Source organism: Streptomyces sp. NPDC126497 (assembly GCF_040302425.1).
Classification (GTDB): domain Bacteria; phylum Actinomycetota; class Actinomycetes; order Streptomycetales; family Streptomycetaceae; genus Streptomyces.
Window position 1 is genome coordinate 18,637 of record NZ_JBEORT010000003.1, and the last position, 14,733, is coordinate 33,369.

Genomic DNA, 14,733 nt, shown 5'->3' on the forward strand with positions numbered 1-14,733 from the left:
CACTTACCGTCCGGAGGTTACGACAAACAACGCGGAGGTCAGTCGCCCTCCGTGCGCTCCCGCGTGGCCAGCAGCCGTCGCAGCGAGTACAGCCGCGCCGGATCCGCGTGGCCCTCGGCCACCCACGCGTCCAGCGCGCAGTCCGGCTCGTCGTGACCGCACGCGCGCGGACAGCCCTCCGTGCCGGGCTCGAGGTCCGGGAAGGCGTGGATCACCCGGGACGGGTCGACGTGCGCGAGCCCGAAGGACCGCACCCCCGGCGTGTCGATCACCCAGCCCCCCGCCCCCGCCAGCGGCAGCGCCAGCGCGGACGTCGTCGTGTGCCGCCCCCGCCCGGTCACCGCGTTGACGTGGCCGGTCGTACGCCGCCGCTCCTGCGGCACCAGCGCGTTGACCAGCGTCGTCTTGCCGACCCCGGAATGCCCCACGAACGCGGTGATCCGGCCGTCCAGATGCTCCCGCACCCGGTCCGCGGCCTCGCCGCTCTCCAGTTCCGCGCGGCTGGTCACCACGTACGGGATGTCGAGGTCGCCGTACAGCTCCAGCAGCTTGTCCGGCGGCGCCAGGTCCGACTTGGTCAGCACCAGCAGCGGTTCGAGACCGCCGTCGTACGCCGCGACCAGACAGCGGTCGATCAGCCGCGGGCGGGGTTCGGGATCGGCGAGGGCGGTGACGACGGCGAGCTGGTCGGCGTTGGCGACGACGACCCGCTCGTAGGGGTCGTCGTCGTCCGCGGTCCGGCGCAGCACCGACGCGCGCTCCTCGATCCGTACGATCCGCGCGAGCGTGTCCTTCTTCCCGGACAGGTCGCCCACGATCGCCACCCGGTCACCGACCACCGCCGCCTTGCGGCCCAGTTCCCGGGCCTTCATCGCCAGGACGATCCGGTCCTCGACGAGACAGGTCAGCCGGCCCCGGTCCACGGTGAGGACCAGACCCGGGGCGGCGTCCTCGTGCTTGGGCCGGGTGTGGGTGCGCGGCCGGTTGCCCTTGCGGTTGGGGCGGGAGCGGATGTCGTCCTCGTCGGTGTGCTTGCCGTAGCGGCGCATGGTGAACCCCTACGCCCCGAGCATCCCGGTCCACAGTTCGGGGAAGTCCGGCAGGGTCTTCGCGGTGGTCGCCACGTTCTCGATCTGCACGCCCTTGACCGCCAGGCCGATGACCGCGCCTGCGGTGGCCATGCGGTGGTCCTCGTAGGTGTGGAAGACCCCGCCGTGCAGCCGGCGCGGGCGGATGTGCAGCCCGTCGGCGGTCTCGGTGACGTCGCCGCCGAGCTCGTTGATCTCCTTGGTGAGCGCGGCCAGCCGGTCCGTCTCGTGCAGCCGCAGGTGGGCCACGCCCCGCAGGGTGGAGGGGGAGTCGGCGAGGGCCGCCACGGCCGCGATGCCGGGCGTCAGCTCGCCGACCTCGCCGAGGTCCACGTCGATGCCGTGGACCGACCCGGAACCGGTGAACACGAGCCCGTACTCGGTCAGCTCGCAGGAACCGCCCATCTCGGTGAAGATCTCCCGCAGCCGGTCACCGGGCTGGGTGGTGCGGGCCGGCCAGTCCGGGACGACGACCTTGCCGCCGGTCACCAGCGCCGCCGCCAGGAACGGCTGGGCGTTGGACAGGTCCGGCTCGACGGTCAGGTCCCGGCCCAGCAGGGCGCCCGGCGTGACCCGCCAGACGTTGGGCTCGCCGCCCGACTCGGGGGTGTCGACCTGGGCGCCCACCGCGCGGAGCATCTCGACGGTCATCCGGATGTGCGGCAGGGACGGCAGCGTCTCGCCGGTGTGGCGGACCTCGACGCCCTGGTTGAAGCGCGGCGCGGACAGCAGCAGGGCGCTGACGAACTGGGAGGACGAGGACGCGTCGACCTCCACGGTGCCGCCGTCCAGGGCCCCCGTGCCGTGCACGGTCATCGGCAGCGCGCCGCGCTCCTCGTCGTCGATCCGGGCGCCCAGCCGGCGCAGCGCGTCGATGACGCCGTTCAGGGGACGTTCGTAGGAGCGGGGGTCGCCGTCGAAGCGGACGGGACCGTCGGCCAGCGCGGCGACCGGGGGCAGGAACCGCATCACCGTGCCGGCGTTGCCGACGTCGACGGTGGCCGGGCCGCGCAGGCCGGTGGGGAGCACCCGCCAGGCCTCGCCGGTGGCGTCCGGGCCCCCCGCGACGGAGGAACTGGACGACACCGTCTCCTCGATCTCGACGCCCATGGCGCGCAGGGCGCCGGCCATCAGCAGGGTGTCGCGGGACCGCAGCGGACGGCGCAGCCAGCCCGGCTCGGAGGCGAGGGCGGCGAGGACGAGGGCGCGGTTGGTGACCGACTTGGACCCGGGCACGTGGACCGTCGCGTCGACGGCTCCGCTCGCGTGCGGGGCGGGCCAGAGGGCGGTGTGCGCGGGGTTGTGGGCCATGGGGTCCACTCTATAAGGAGGAGGCGGCGCGGGCCGTGGTCCGGTGGGGCGGCGTTGTGGCTGGTCGAGCCCGCGCGGCGGAGCCGCCGGCGGCCCGGCGGCAGGGCGCCGTGCGGTTCACAGACCCAGCAGCCACCTGCCGCCGCCCAGCAGCGCGCACAGCGACACCGCGTGGAACAGGAACAGCCACAGGCCCGCCGGCACGTGGGTCAGACGGGAGAGCTGGTCCGCGTCCGAGTCCCCCGCGCCGCCGTGCGACCGCTTGGCCTGGAGCTCGAAGGCCGGGCGCACTCCGCCGAGCAGCAGGAACCAGACCACGGCGTACGCGAACGCCGCCTGCACCTGGGGGCCGGTCAGCCAGGACACCAGGACGAACGTGCCGCCGGTGACCAGCACCGACACCGCGCCGTACGCGTTGCGGATCATCACCAGCATCGCCACCAGCAGCGCCGTGGCCAGCCACAGCAGCAGCGTGATGCGGCCGGCGCCGAGCAGCGCGGCGCCGCCCAGGCCCAGCAGTGGGGGAGCGGTGTAGCCGGCGGCGGCGGTGAGGATCATGCCGAGGCCGTGCGGCTTGCCGCGGCTGACGGTCAGACCGCTGGTGTCCGAGTGCAGGCGTATCCCCGTCAGCGTGCGGCCGGTGAGCAGCGCCACCAGGCCGTGCCCGCCCTCGTGGGCGATCGTGACGGCGTTCCGCGACAGCCGCCACACCCTCTGCGGTACGACGGCGGCGGCTGCCGCGACCAGGGTGGCGACGACCACCCGCACATCGGGGTCGGGCTGGGTGCCGGAGACCTCGCCCCAGAGCGAGGAGAGCGTGGCGGAGGCGGTGCTGACCATGCGTTCCATGTGTTCCCGATCGCTCCCTTGCGCGTGCGGAGTCTGGCAGTGTTGTACGTATGTGCGGACGGTATGCAGCGAGTCGCAGCCCCGAGGATCTCGCAGGAATCTTTGAGATCGAGAAGTGGGAGCCGGAGGAGGCCCTGGAGCCCGATTACAACGTGGCGCCGACCAAGGAGGTCTACGCCGTCCTCGACCGTGCCCTCAAGGACGCGGCGGACCCGCGTCCGGTTCGGCAGCTGCGGACGCTGAAGTGGGGTCTGGTGCCCTCCTGGTCGAAGACGCCCGAGGGCGGTGCCCGGATGATCAACGCCCGCGCGGAGACCGTCCACGAGAAGCCGTCCTACCGCCGGGCCTTCTCCTCCCGGCGCTGCATCCTGCCCGCCGACGGTTACTACGAGTGGGTCACCGGCAAGCAGGAGCGGGACCTGGAGGTCGAGGGGAAGAAGAAGCGGCCCCGCAAGCAGCCCTACTTCGTCACACCGGCCGACGGCTCGGTGTTCGCCATGGCCGGACTGTACGAGTTCTGGCGGGACGGGACGCTGCCGGACGACCATCCCCGGGCCTGGTGGGTGACGTGCTCCGTCATCACCACCGAGGCGGAGACCGACCCGCTCGCGGCGTCCCCGGAGGACGGCCCGCACACCCTCGCCGAGATCCACCCGCGGATGCCGCTGATGCTCACCCCGGACCGCTGGGACGCCTGGCTGGACCCCGCCCGCACGGACGTCGGCGAACTGCGCGGGCTGCTCGCCCCGCCGCCCCCCGGTCTGATGCGGGCCTACCCGGTCGCCACGGCCGTCAGCAACGTCCGCAACAACGGGCCGGAACTGCTGACCGAGCTGGCCGCACCGGAAGAGGGCACACTCTTCTGACGTGACCCCGGAGACGACAGACACGACGGACGCGACGGACACCACGGACACGATCGAGACCGTCGAGACCGACGCGGGCACCGCCCGCGTCACCTGGCACCGCGCAGGTGACCGCGCCCGCCTCGTCCTCGCGGTGGGCCACGGCGCCGGCGGCGGCATCGAGGCCCGGGACCTGAAGGCGCTCGCCGCCGGACTGCCCGCGCACGGCGTGACCGTCGCCCTGGTCGAACAGCCCTGGCGGGTGGCCGGCAAGAAGGTGGCCCCCGCGCCGAAGACCCTCGACACCGGCTGGCGGGGCGTCTGGCCCGCACTGGCGAAGCCGGGTCTGCCGGTGATCTCGGGCGGGCGCAGCGCCGGCGCCCGCGTCGCCTGCCGCACCGCCGCGGAACTCGGCGCGCACGCCGTACTCGCCCTGAGCTTCCCCCTGCACCCGCCGGGCAGACCCGAGAAGTCCCGCGCCGGCGAACTGCTGGGCACCGGTGTGCCCACGCTCGTGGTCCAGGGCGGCAACGATCCGTTCGGCAGGCCCGGGGAGTTCCCCGAGGGGAGCTTCGACCTGGTCGAGGTGGACCACGGCGACCACGGTTTCGCCGTCCCCAAGCGGGCGGACCTCACGCAGGAGGAGGCCGTGTCGTTGATCACGGACGCGGTCGTCCGGTGGACCGGCACGCTCGGATGAGCCCCGGGAATGACCGGGTGGCTCCCGCTGTTGGGAGGGACGTATGCGCCGGTCAACGGCGTCACCGTCGTAGGAGAGGAAGTCCGCCGCATGGGTTCGACCATCTGCCCTCCCGCCGCCCGTCACCGCCCCGTGGACGGACTGCGCCCGGCAGAGCCCGACTCGAGCCGCACGGCACGCGCCGACCTGGACTGGACGGTGCTGCACGCGGCAAGAACCGCTCCCGTTCGGGCGGCGGCCGGACCGGATCGTCGTCTATCCTCCGATTCGGGTGAGGCCGCCTTCGGCCTCACGACAACTCTGGAGGAGGTGGGTCCGGTTCCCGGTACCGGCGCAGGGACCGAACACGGCCGGGCGGAGCAGCCCGAGGGCCGGGGCAGTACGGGCGCGGAGTCGACCGTGGAGCGCAGCGCGCGCTTCGAGCGGGACGCGCTCGAGTTCCTCGACCAGATGTACTCGGCCGCGCTGCGCATGACGCGCAATCCGGCCGACGCGGAGGACCTGGTGCAGGAGACGTACGCCAAGGCGTACGCGTCCTTCCACCAGTTCCGTGAGGGCACCAACCTCAAGGCGTGGCTGTACCGGATCCTCACCAACACCTTCATCAACTCGTACCGCAAGAAGCAGCGCGAACCCCAGCGCAGCGCGGCCGAGGAGATCGAGGACTGGCAGCTCGCGCGCGCCGAGTCGCACATGTCCACGGGTCTGCGCTCCGCGGAGTCGCAGGCACTGGACCACCTGCCCGACTCGGACGTCAAGGAAGCGCTCCAGGCGATCCCCGAGGAGTTCCGCATCGCGGTGTACCTCGCCGATGTGGAGGGCTTTGCCTACAAGGAGATCGCGGACATCATGGGGACACCCATCGGTACGGTGATGTCCCGGCTGCACCGTGGCCGCCGTCAGCTGCGCGGCATGCTGGAGGACTACGCGCGCGAGCGCGGACTGGTCCCGGCCGGCGCCGGAGAGTCGAACGAAGCGAAAGGCTCGGGGTCATGAGCTGCGGAGAGCCGCACGAGACGGATTGCAGCGAGATCCTCGGTCATCTCTACGAGTTCCTCGACCGTGAGATGCCGGATTCCGACTGCGTGAAGTTCGAGCACCACTTCGAGGAGTGCTCGCCGTGCCTGGAGAAGTACGGGCTCGAGCAGGCGGTCAAGAAGCTGGTCAAGCGCTGCTGCGGGCAGGACGACGTGCCGGGCGACCTGCGCTCCAAGGTCATGGGCCGGATCGAGCTGATCCGCTCGGGCCAGGCCGTCCCCGACCAGGACGTCACGGCCTCGCCGCAGGAGTCCTGACCCGCCGCGGTTCCCCGGCCCCGGTGTCACTCGAACGTGCTAATGCGCGGGTCATCGGCCCGTGGAGGCGCCTCCCGTCCCCCTAGGCTCCAGAGCCTGACGGGGTGGCAGGTCGAGTGCCGGCGGGCACGGTCGGGGAGGGGCTCATGGAGGCGTTGCCGGCACGGGTCCGCGCGTATGTCGCCTGCGTCGCCGTGCCGGCCCTGTTCTGCCTGCTCCCGCTGGTCCCCGGGGGCCCGGTGTCCCAGCCCGGCGGCGTCCCCGTCTCCTGGCGGGCCCTCGCCCTGCTCGCTGCGCTGTACGCCGGGTGCGAGCACCTCGCCCGGTCACGCCCGGCCGCCGCCCCGCACCCGGGTGGGAGCTTCCACCCCGTCCTGCTCGCCGGGGCCTTCCTGCTGCCGCCGTCCGCCGCGGCGCTGGTCGCGCTCCCCGGAGCGCTGCTGCTCCCCGTGGAACAGCGCCCGTACCGGACGCGCAGGCTCTGGCGGGCGGCCCGGCTGGTGCTGGGGGTGTGGGCCGCGAGCCGGATCCACACGGCGGTCGGCGGCCGGGAGGCGGTGGCGGGCTGCGACGTTCCGGGCGCACTCGGCGCGGCCGGGGCCGCGGCGCTGGCGTTCTGCCTGGTGCTCACCCTGCTGGACGGCGGCCTCCCGGCGCGGACGCCCGGCGTGCTCCCGCGCGGGAGGCGGACGTCGGCGCCGGCCGCCTGGTGGCGGCTGTTCCTCGGGTCGCTGGTACCGATCACCGTGCACGGCCTCGCCGGACTCATGATGGCGCTGCTGTGGCGCAGTCCCTACGGCCCCGTGGCCGCGCTGCTCGTGCTGCTGCCGATGGGCGTCTCCTGGTGGGCGTTCGCCCAGTACCACCGGGAGCGGGACGCCCATCGGGCGACGATCCGCGCACTCGTCCAGGCCGTCGACATCAAGGACGGCTACACGCGCGGGCACAGCGAACGCGTCGGACGGGCGTCCATGATGATCGCGCGGGAACTCGGCATGGACGACGACCGCGTCGAGGTGCTCCGCTTCGCGGGCATCCTGCACGACGTCGGCAAGCTCGGCGTGCCCACCCGGCTGCTCACCAAGGACGGCCCGCTGACCCCCGAGGAGCGCCGGGTGATCGAGCTGCACCCCGAGTACGGGCACGAGATGGTGCGGGGGATCTCCTTCCTCGGTGAGGCCCGCGCGGCGGTGCTGCACCACCACGAACGGCTGGACGGCACCGGCTACCCCTACGGGCTGGCGGGTGGTCAGATCCCGGAGTCCGCGCGGGTGGTCGCCGTCGCCGACGCCTTCGACGCGATGACCTCCACCCGCTCCTACAGCAGGGCGCGGCCCGTGTCCGTGGCGCTGGAGGAACTCCGGCGGTGCGCGGGCACCCACTTCGACCCGCGGATGGTGGCCGCGCTGGCGCGGGCGGTCGGCCGGTCCGGCTGGCACCCGGTGGTGACCGCCGACGACACCGGGCCGGACACCGCCGGCGCACGGTCCGCCGCCGTCGCGGGGCCCGCCGCACCGGTCGCGGGCCGGTCCGGAGCGCGCCGGTGACGCCCCGGCTCCACACCGTCGTGCACCTGTGCGCCGCCGCCCTCGCGGCCGGCTCCCTCGGCGTCACCCTCTACCACGGCGTCGAGGAACGCGGTGCCGCCCTCGCCTTCGGGGTGCTCATCGCCGTCGGCGAGTTCACCCGGCGTGACGGGACACGGATCGGCCGGGCCGCGCCGCTCGCCGCCGCCGGCTCGCTGTCGTACGCGCTGCTCGGCGGGATCGCGGGGCGGCCCACCCACCACGGCGCCGCCCAGGTCGTCACCGTGGTGCTCGCCGCGTCGCTGCTCGGCAGCGTGCCGCACGTCGGGCGCGGCGACGGTCCCGCCCTCGACCCCCCGGCCCGCCGGGTCCTGACCGTCGGATTCGCCGCCGTGTGCTTCCAGCCGCTGCACGGCCGGGGCGCCTTCGACGGCTGGGGAGGCCCCGCCCACGCGCTGCTGCTGCTCGCCCTGCTGTCCCTCACCGCGCTGTGCGACGCCGTGCTCGCCGCCGTGCAGGCCCGCTCCCGCACCGGCCGGCCCTTCCTGCCGGCGCTGCGCGACGAACTGCGGGCCGTGTCCGGCATCGGGGCCGCCGTCATCGCCACGGGCGCGGTGATGGCGCTCGGGGTCGCGGTCGTGGGGCTGTGGGCGCTGCCGGTCTTCTCCGTGCCCCTGCTGCTCGCCCAGCTGTCCTACCGGCGGTACGCCGCCGTGCGCGCCACCTACCGGCAGACCATCACCTCCCTCGCGCGGGCCACCGAGATCGCCGGGTACACCCCGGCCGGGCACGCCCGCCGGGTCGCCGGACTCAGCCGGGCGGTGGGCCGGGACCTCGGGCTGACCGAGCCCGAACTGACCGTGCTGGAGTACGCCGCCCTGATGCACGACATCGGCCAGCTCAGCCTCGTCGACCCGGTCCCCGCTGGTGCCACCGCCGCCCTGCCCGCCGGTGAGCAGCGGCGGATCGCCCTGCTCGGCGGCGCCGTGGTACGCCGGACCGGAGTGGATCCGCGCGTGGCGGCGATCGTCGAACGCCAGGCCGACCCCCACCGGGATCAGCCGCTCGCCGCGCGCATCGTCCGGGTGGTCAACGCGTACGAGGAGAAGTCCCGGGAAGGAGGGCCCGGCGGGCCGCTGGCCGCGATGGAGGAACTGCGTCTGGGCACCGCCGAGGAGTACGCGCCGGAGGTGGTCGAAGCGCTGGCCCGGGTGCTGGCACGGAACACGGAGGGGACGCGTGAACACGAAGGGCCGATCGTGGCGGGGACCGCGGACGGGACTGTCTGACCCCGGCCGAGGCTGGGTAACCCATGGGTAATGAGCGTCCGCGTGGCCGTACGTGGTTGGATGCGAAGGAGAGGGTGTCCGGGGGGCACGGACAGGTACGGCCGGCCCACCGACGGAACTGGCAGGCGGGAATCGTGAGGATCTTCGGCAAGGGAAGGCACCGGCCCTCCGCCTCCTGGCGGCAGGCCACGGACCGTGCGTTCACGCTCATCGGCGACGGCCGGTACGAGGACGCGGGTGCGCTCCTGACCCGTGCCGCCGATCTGGAGCCCTGGTTGTCGGAGTCCTGGTTCAACCTCGCGCTGCTGCACAAGTTCCGGCACGACTGGGAACAGGCGCGGACCGCCGGACTGCGGGCCGTGGCCCTGCTCGACCGCGCCACGGGGGCTCCCGACTGGTGGAACGTCGGCATCGCCGCCACCGCCCTGCAGGACTGGCCGCTGGCCCGGCGGGCCTGGCAGGCCTACGGGCTCAAGGTGCCCGGCCCGGCCACCGACTCCGGCGAGCCGCTCGGCATGGACCTGGGCAGCGCGGCCGTACGGCTCTCCCCGGAGGGGGAGGCGGAGGTGGTGTGGGGGCGACGCCTCGACCCGGCCCGGATCGAGGTGCTGTCCATCCCGCTGCCGTCCTCCGGGCGCCGCTGGGGCGAGGTCGTCCTGCACGACGGCGTGCCGCACGGGGAGCGGAGCACCGCCGCCGGGCACACCTACCCGGTGTTCGACGAGATCGAGTTGTGGGCGCCCTCGCCGGTGCCGACCTGGGTGGTGCTGCTGGAGGCCGCGACCGAGGCCGACCGGGACGCGCTGGAGCAGCTGGCGTCCGACGCCGGGTTCGCGGCCGAGGACTGGTCGTCCTCCGTACGGCTGTTGTGCCGGATGTGCTCGGAGTCCCGGATGCCGTCCGACGAGGGGGAGGGCGAGCACCTGGACCCGCACGACCACAGCGAGCCGGGGCACCCCGGGCCGCTCGGGCACCGCACGGACGGGCAGCTGTGGGTGCCCGAGCGGGAGTGCGGGATCGCCGCGCCGGCGTCCCTGGTCCGGGGGCTGCTCGACGGGTGGGTCGCGGACAGCCCGGACTCCCGCGACTGGCGGGATCTCGAAGAGGTCTGTTGAGGACGGGCGCGCGGATCGTTCGCCGTACCCTGTATCAGCGTCACACCCCGGTTTTACTCAGGAAGGCACACGTCGGTCATGGCTCAGCAGGACACCGATCAGCAGCACGCGGGCGTGCTCCCCGTCGACGACGAGGGGTACGTCATCGACACGGAGGACTGCGAGGAGCGCGAGGCGGCCTGGCGGGAGCGCGGCACCTCGCGTCCGATCACCGTGGTCGGCAACCCGGTGCTGCACCAGGAGTGCGAGGACGTCACGGACTTCGGCGAGGAGTTCCAGCAGCTGGTCGCCGACATGTTCGCCAGCCAGCGCACCGCCGAGGGCGTGGGTCTGGCCGCCAACCAGATCGGTGTGGGCAAGAAGGTCTTCGTCTACGACTGCCCGGACGACGAGGGCGTGCGGCACGTCGGGGTGGTCTGCAACCCCAAGCTGGTCGAACTGCCCGCCGAGCGGCGCCGGCTGGACGACAGCAACGAGGGCTGCCTGTCGGTGCCCACCGCGTACATGCCGCTGGCGCGCCCCGACTACGCCGAAGTGACCGGACAGGACGAGAAGGGCAACCCGGTCCGGGTACGCGGCACCGGGTACTTCGCGCGGTGCCTGCAGCACGAGACCGACCACCTCTACGGCTACCTCTACATCGACCGGCTGTCCAAGCGCGAGCGCAAGGACGCGTTGCGGCAGATGGCCGAGAACGAGCCGCGCTACCCCGTGGTGGCCAACGACTGACCGGCCCCGGAGCCCTTCCGCCTCCTCACCGACGGCGCCCGATCGAGCACCTCTTCGATCGGGCGCCGTTCAGGTGTACGGCACCAAGGGGGGTGAAAGAAGCAAATCCGTTCCCGGAACGGTCAGTTGTGGTGCTGAATGGAGGTACGGGGATACGCACGGCGTGCGCCCGGCTCAGCGGTGGGCGTACGTCGACTGGCGGCAGAGAGGGGACTGTTCGTGCAGGCTGTATCACACGGCACCACATCGACACCGACCACCATCGCGGTTCCACCGGCACTGTCCCTCCCGGTGATCGAGGCGGCATTTCCCCGGCAACTCCACCCGTATGGACCGCGACTGCAGGAGACGACCCGGGCATGGCTGCTCGAAAAGCGGCTCATGCCGGCGGACAAGGTGGAGGAACACGCCGACGGCCTGTGCTACACCGACCTCATGGCGGGCTACTACGTGGACGCCCCCGACGACGTCCTGCAGGCGATAGCGGACTACAGCGCGTGGTTCTTCGTCTGGGACGACCGGCACGACCGCGACATCGTGCACGGCCGCCACGCCGCCTGGCGGCGGCTGAAGGACCGGCTGCACGGGGCCCTCGACAGCCCCGGCGACCACGTGGGACACGGGGATCCGGTGGTGGCGGGGCTCGCGGACAGTGTGGAGCGGCTGTACGGGTTCCTGCCGGGCGGCTGGAACGACCGGTTCGCCCGGCACTTCCACGAGGTGATCGAGGCGTACGACCGGGAATTCCACAACCGTACGGAGGGGATCGTCCCCACCGTCGAGGAATACCTGGAACTGCGCCGGCTCACCTTCGCGCACTGGATCTGGACCGACCTCCTGGAGCCGAGCGCGGGCAGTGAACTGCCGGACGGGGTGAGGAAGAACCCCGCCTACCGGAAGGCGGCACTGCTCAGTCAGGAATTCGCCGCCTGGTACAACGACCTCTGTTCCCTGCCGAAGGAAATAGCGGGCAGTGAGGTGCACAACCTCGGCATCAGCCTCATCACTCACGAGGGAATGACGATCGAAGAGGCGATCGTGGACCTGAGGCGTCGCGTCGAGGAATGCATCAGCGAATTCCAGGACGCCGAACGGGAGGCCCTGCGTTTCGCGGACACCCTCGACGACGGCACGGTGGGGGGGAAGGAGAGAAGCGCCGTCGTGCGCGCCTGCGTCGGCAACATGCGGAACTGGTTCAGCTCCGTCTACTGGTTCCACCACGAGTCCGGCCGGTACCGGGTCGACAGCTGGGACGACCGGTCGACGCCCCCGTACGTCACCGACGAAGCGGCAGGTGAGTCATGACCGTCGAGTCCGTGGACCCCGCGGCGTCCGAGGCGGCCCCGCTGCGCGAGCCGCCCGTGGCCGGCGGGGGCGTCCCGCTCCTCGGGCACGGCTGGAAACTGGCGCGCGATCCGCTGGCCTTCATGACCCGGCTGCGCGACCACGGCGACGTCGTGCGCCTCAGGCTCGGGCCGAAGACCGTGTACGCCGTCACCACCCCCGCCCTCACCGGGGCGGTGGCGCTGAGCCCCGACTACATCATCGCCGGACCGCTGTGGGAGTCCCTGGAGGACCTGCTCGGCAAGGAGGGCGTCGCCACCGCCAACGGCCCGCTGCACCGGCGCCAGCGCCGCACCATCCAGCCCGCCTTCCGGCTCGACGCCATCCCCGCGTACGGGCCGATCATGGTGGAGGAGGCGTACGCGCTCGTGGAGCGCTGGCGCTCCGGCGAGGTGCTGGACGTCACGGTGGAGTCCTTCCGCGCGGCCGTCCGGGTGACCGCCCGCTGTCTGATGCGCGGCAGCTACATGGACGCCAGGGCCGACCGCATCTGCGCCGACCTCGCCACGCTCTTCAGCGGCATGTACCAGCGGATGGTGGTACCGCTCGGGCCGCTGTACAAGGTGCCGCTTCCGGCCAACCGGGAATTCAACCGCGCCCTGGCCGATTTGCACGTCCTGGTCGACGAGATCGTCGCCGACCGACGGGCAAGCGGTCAAAAACCGAACGACTTGCTGACGGCTTTGCTGGAGGCGAAGGACGAGAAGGGCGAGCCCATAGGAGAACAGGAGATCCACGACCAGGTCATCGCCATACTCACCCCCGGTGCCGAAACCGTCGGGGCCACGGTCATGTCGCTCCTCCTGGTTCTCACCGAGCACCCGGAACTCGGCGAGAAGATCCGCGACGAGGTGAAAACCGTCGTGGGGGACCGCCCGGTCGCATTCGAGGACCTCCGGAAGCTGACGTACACCGCGAATGTCGTCGTCGAGACCCTGCGGTTGTATCCGGCCGTATGGGTATTGACCCGCCGCGCGGTGACCGACACGGAACTCGGCGGATACCGCATTCCCCGGGGCGCGGACCTCATCTACAGCCCGTACGCGATCCAGCGCGACCGGCGGTCGTACGCGCGGCACGAGGAGTTCGACCCCGACCGCTGGCTGCCCGAGCGGGCGGGGGACGTGCCCAGGTACGCGATGAGCCCGTTCAGCGTGGGCAACCGCAAGTGCCCCAGCGACCACTTCTCGATGGCCGAGCTCACGCTCATCACCGCGGTGGTCGCCTCCGCCTACCGCTTCGAGCACGCGTCCGGCTCCGACACCCGGCCCCGGATCGGCATCACGCTCCGGCCGCGTGGCCTGAGGCTGCGGGCGGTGCCCCGCTGACCGGCCGCTCGGCGCGCGCTCAGGCGACTTCCGGGCCCCTGAACGCGCGCCGGTAGGCGTGCGGGGTGGTACCGACGACACGGGTGAAGTGGTGGCGCAGCGCCGCCGCGTTGCCGAAGCCGGTGCGGCCCGCGATCGCGTCCACCGTCTCGTCCGTCGCCTCCAGCAGATCCTGCGCCAGCAGCACCCGCTGACGCAGGATCCAGCGGTAGGGCGTGGTGCCGGTCTCCTGCTGGAAGCGGCGGGCGAAGGTGCGCGGTGACATGCGGGCGCGGGCGGCGAGCTGCTCGACGGTGACCTCCTCGTCGAGGTGCCGCTCCATCCACACCAGCACCTCGGAGACGGTGTCGCCCCCGGACCGCGGCAGCGGGCGCTCGATGTACTGGGCCTGCCCGCCGTCGCGGTGCGGGGGCACCACCATGCGCCGGGCGATCCTGTTGGCCACCTCCGGCCCCTGCTCCTTGCGCACCAGATGCAGACAGGCGTCGATGCCGGCGGCGGTCCCCGCGGAGGTGAACACCGGGTCCTCGTCGACGTAGAGCACGTCCGGCTCGACCGTCAGATGGGGGTGCCGTTCGGTCAGGTCCTCCGCGTGCTTCCAGTGGGCGGCGGCCCGCCGGCCGTCGAGGAGTCCGGCGGCGGCGAGCACGAACACCCCGGAGCAGACGCTCAGCACCCGCGCGCCCCGGTCCACGCCCCGGCGCAGGGCGTCCAGCAGCTCGGGCGGGAACTCCCGGGAGACGTAGGAGGCGCCGGCGGGCACGGCGATGAGGTCGGCCGTCTCCAGACGCTCCAGACCGTGCTCGACCTGGAGGGAGAAGCCCGTGTTGGTGCGCACCACGGGACCGTCGGCCGAGGCGACGGCGAAGTCGTAGACCGGCAGCCCGTCGTCGCTGCGGTCGACGCCGAAGACCTCGCAGACCACGCCGAGTTCGAAGGGGTTCACACCGTCGAGGAGGACGGCGGCCACATTCCGGAGCATGGCTCCAGTGTGCCGCGTTCTTGGCAGTAAATCGAGGGTGTACGACAGTCCTGCCACTGTCGGTAAGGAGTATCGGGCGGGACAGTGGTGTCCATGGATACGACACAGACGGAAGCACTGGTCTCGATGGTGGCCGTTCTCGGCCTGTTCGTCCTCATGATCCTCCCCGCCGTGATCGGCATCGCGCACGACCGCCGGATCGACCGGCAGATCGAGCGGGCCGAGGCCGGGCGTGCCGCCGCCGGGCGCCGCTCCCGGCCGTCCGCGGCCCGCCCGGCACGGGGCGCCGTCCCACCTCGCACCACGAGGACGGTGTGAGACGGCACCGGGGC

Annotated in this window: 15 protein-coding genes; 11 read left to right on the plus strand and 4 right to left on the minus strand. The window is 72.6% G+C overall.

What is annotated here, in order from left to right; all coding sequences use genetic code 11:
* Positions 1-38: 38 nt before the first annotated feature.
* The 3 genes from rsgA to ABTY20_RS02465 form a co-directional block, all read right to left on the minus strand.
* Positions 39-1,049 (minus strand): ribosome small subunit-dependent GTPase A, encoded by a 1,011-nt coding sequence (gene rsgA / locus ABTY20_RS02455; RefSeq protein ID WP_351995156.1) that lies wholly within the window; start codon positions 1,047-1,049, stop codon positions 39-41.
* A 9-nt stretch (positions 1,050-1,058) separates the two neighbouring features.
* Entirely contained in the window at positions 1,059-2,399 is a 1,341-nt protein-coding gene (gene aroA / locus ABTY20_RS02460; protein WP_351995157.1) for a 3-phosphoshikimate 1-carboxyvinyltransferase, read from the minus strand.
* A 117-nt stretch (positions 2,400-2,516) separates the two neighbouring features.
* Positions 2,517-3,239: a M50 family metallopeptidase gene (locus ABTY20_RS02465; protein WP_351995343.1), complete on the minus strand. Its 723-nt coding sequence runs from the start codon at positions 3,237-3,239 to the stop codon at positions 2,517-2,519.
* Between the two features lie 59 nt (positions 3,240-3,298).
* On the opposite strand from ABTY20_RS02465, the gene ABTY20_RS02470 reads away from it, so the two are divergent.
* The 10 genes from ABTY20_RS02470 to ABTY20_RS02515 all read left to right on the plus strand — a co-directional run bounded on the left by ABTY20_RS02470 (position 3,299) and on the right by ABTY20_RS02515 (position 13,419).
* Positions 3,299-4,114, plus strand: coding sequence for an SOS response-associated peptidase (locus ABTY20_RS02470; RefSeq protein WP_351995158.1), 816 nt, complete (start codon positions 3,299-3,301; stop codon positions 4,112-4,114).
* Between the two features lies 1 nt (position 4,115).
* Positions 4,116-4,793, plus strand: a complete 678-nt coding sequence (locus ABTY20_RS02475) for an alpha/beta hydrolase family protein (protein ID WP_351995159.1) — start codon at positions 4,116-4,118, stop codon at positions 4,791-4,793.
* Positions 4,794-5,102: 309 nt separating this feature from the next.
* On the plus strand, positions 5,103-5,789 hold the full coding sequence (gene sigR / locus ABTY20_RS02480; protein WP_351995160.1) for an RNA polymerase sigma factor SigR: 687 nt from the start codon (positions 5,103-5,105) through the stop codon (positions 5,787-5,789).
* On the plus strand, positions 5,786-6,088 hold the full coding sequence (gene rsrA, locus ABTY20_RS02485; protein WP_351995161.1) for a mycothiol system anti-sigma-R factor: 303 nt from the start codon (positions 5,786-5,788) through the stop codon (positions 6,086-6,088). Before sigR ends, rsrA begins: the two co-directional genes overlap by 4 nt.
* 146 nt (positions 6,089-6,234) lie before the next feature.
* Positions 6,235-7,635, plus strand: coding sequence for an HD-GYP domain-containing protein (locus ABTY20_RS02490; protein ID WP_351995344.1), 1,401 nt, complete (start codon positions 6,235-6,237; stop codon positions 7,633-7,635).
* Complete coding sequence (locus ABTY20_RS02495; RefSeq protein ID WP_351995162.1) at positions 7,632-8,903, plus strand: HD-GYP domain-containing protein; 1,272 nt, start codon at positions 7,632-7,634, stop codon at positions 8,901-8,903. Before ABTY20_RS02490 ends, ABTY20_RS02495 begins: the two co-directional genes overlap by 4 nt.
* Positions 8,904-9,037: 134 nt before the next feature.
* A complete protein-coding gene (locus ABTY20_RS02500) occupies positions 9,038-10,018 on the plus strand; it encodes a tetratricopeptide repeat protein (RefSeq protein WP_351995163.1) in 981 nt (326 codons plus the stop codon).
* Positions 10,019-10,096: 78 nt separating this feature from the next.
* The gene (gene def, locus ABTY20_RS02505) at positions 10,097-10,747 is read left to right on the plus strand and encodes a peptide deformylase (protein WP_351995164.1); all 651 of its coding nucleotides are present in this window, start codon (positions 10,097-10,099) and stop codon (positions 10,745-10,747) included.
* A 219-nt stretch (positions 10,748-10,966) separates the two neighbouring features.
* Positions 10,967-12,052 (plus strand): epi-isozizaene synthase, encoded by a 1,086-nt coding sequence (gene cyc1, locus ABTY20_RS02510; RefSeq protein WP_351995165.1) that lies wholly within the window; start codon positions 10,967-10,969, stop codon positions 12,050-12,052.
* Positions 12,049-13,419 carry a bifunctional albaflavenone monooxygenase/terpene synthase gene (locus ABTY20_RS02515; RefSeq protein WP_351995166.1) on the plus strand — a complete coding sequence of 457 codons (1,371 nt, stop codon included), beginning with the start codon at positions 12,049-12,051 and terminating at the stop codon, positions 13,417-13,419. The genes cyc1 and ABTY20_RS02515 overlap by 4 nt, the downstream gene beginning before the upstream one ends.
* Positions 13,420-13,438: 19 nt before the next feature.
* Here ABTY20_RS02515 and ABTY20_RS02520 read toward each other — a convergent pair whose 3' ends face one another.
* Positions 13,439-14,401, minus strand: coding sequence for a helix-turn-helix domain-containing protein (locus ABTY20_RS02520; protein WP_351995167.1), 963 nt, complete (start codon positions 14,399-14,401; stop codon positions 13,439-13,441).
* A 93-nt stretch (positions 14,402-14,494) separates the two neighbouring features.
* Between ABTY20_RS02520 and ABTY20_RS02525 the strand changes: the two genes are divergently transcribed.
* Positions 14,495-14,719, plus strand: a complete 225-nt coding sequence (locus ABTY20_RS02525) for a hypothetical protein (RefSeq protein ID WP_351995168.1) — start codon at positions 14,495-14,497, stop codon at positions 14,717-14,719.
* Positions 14,720-14,733: the final 14 nt, after the last annotated feature.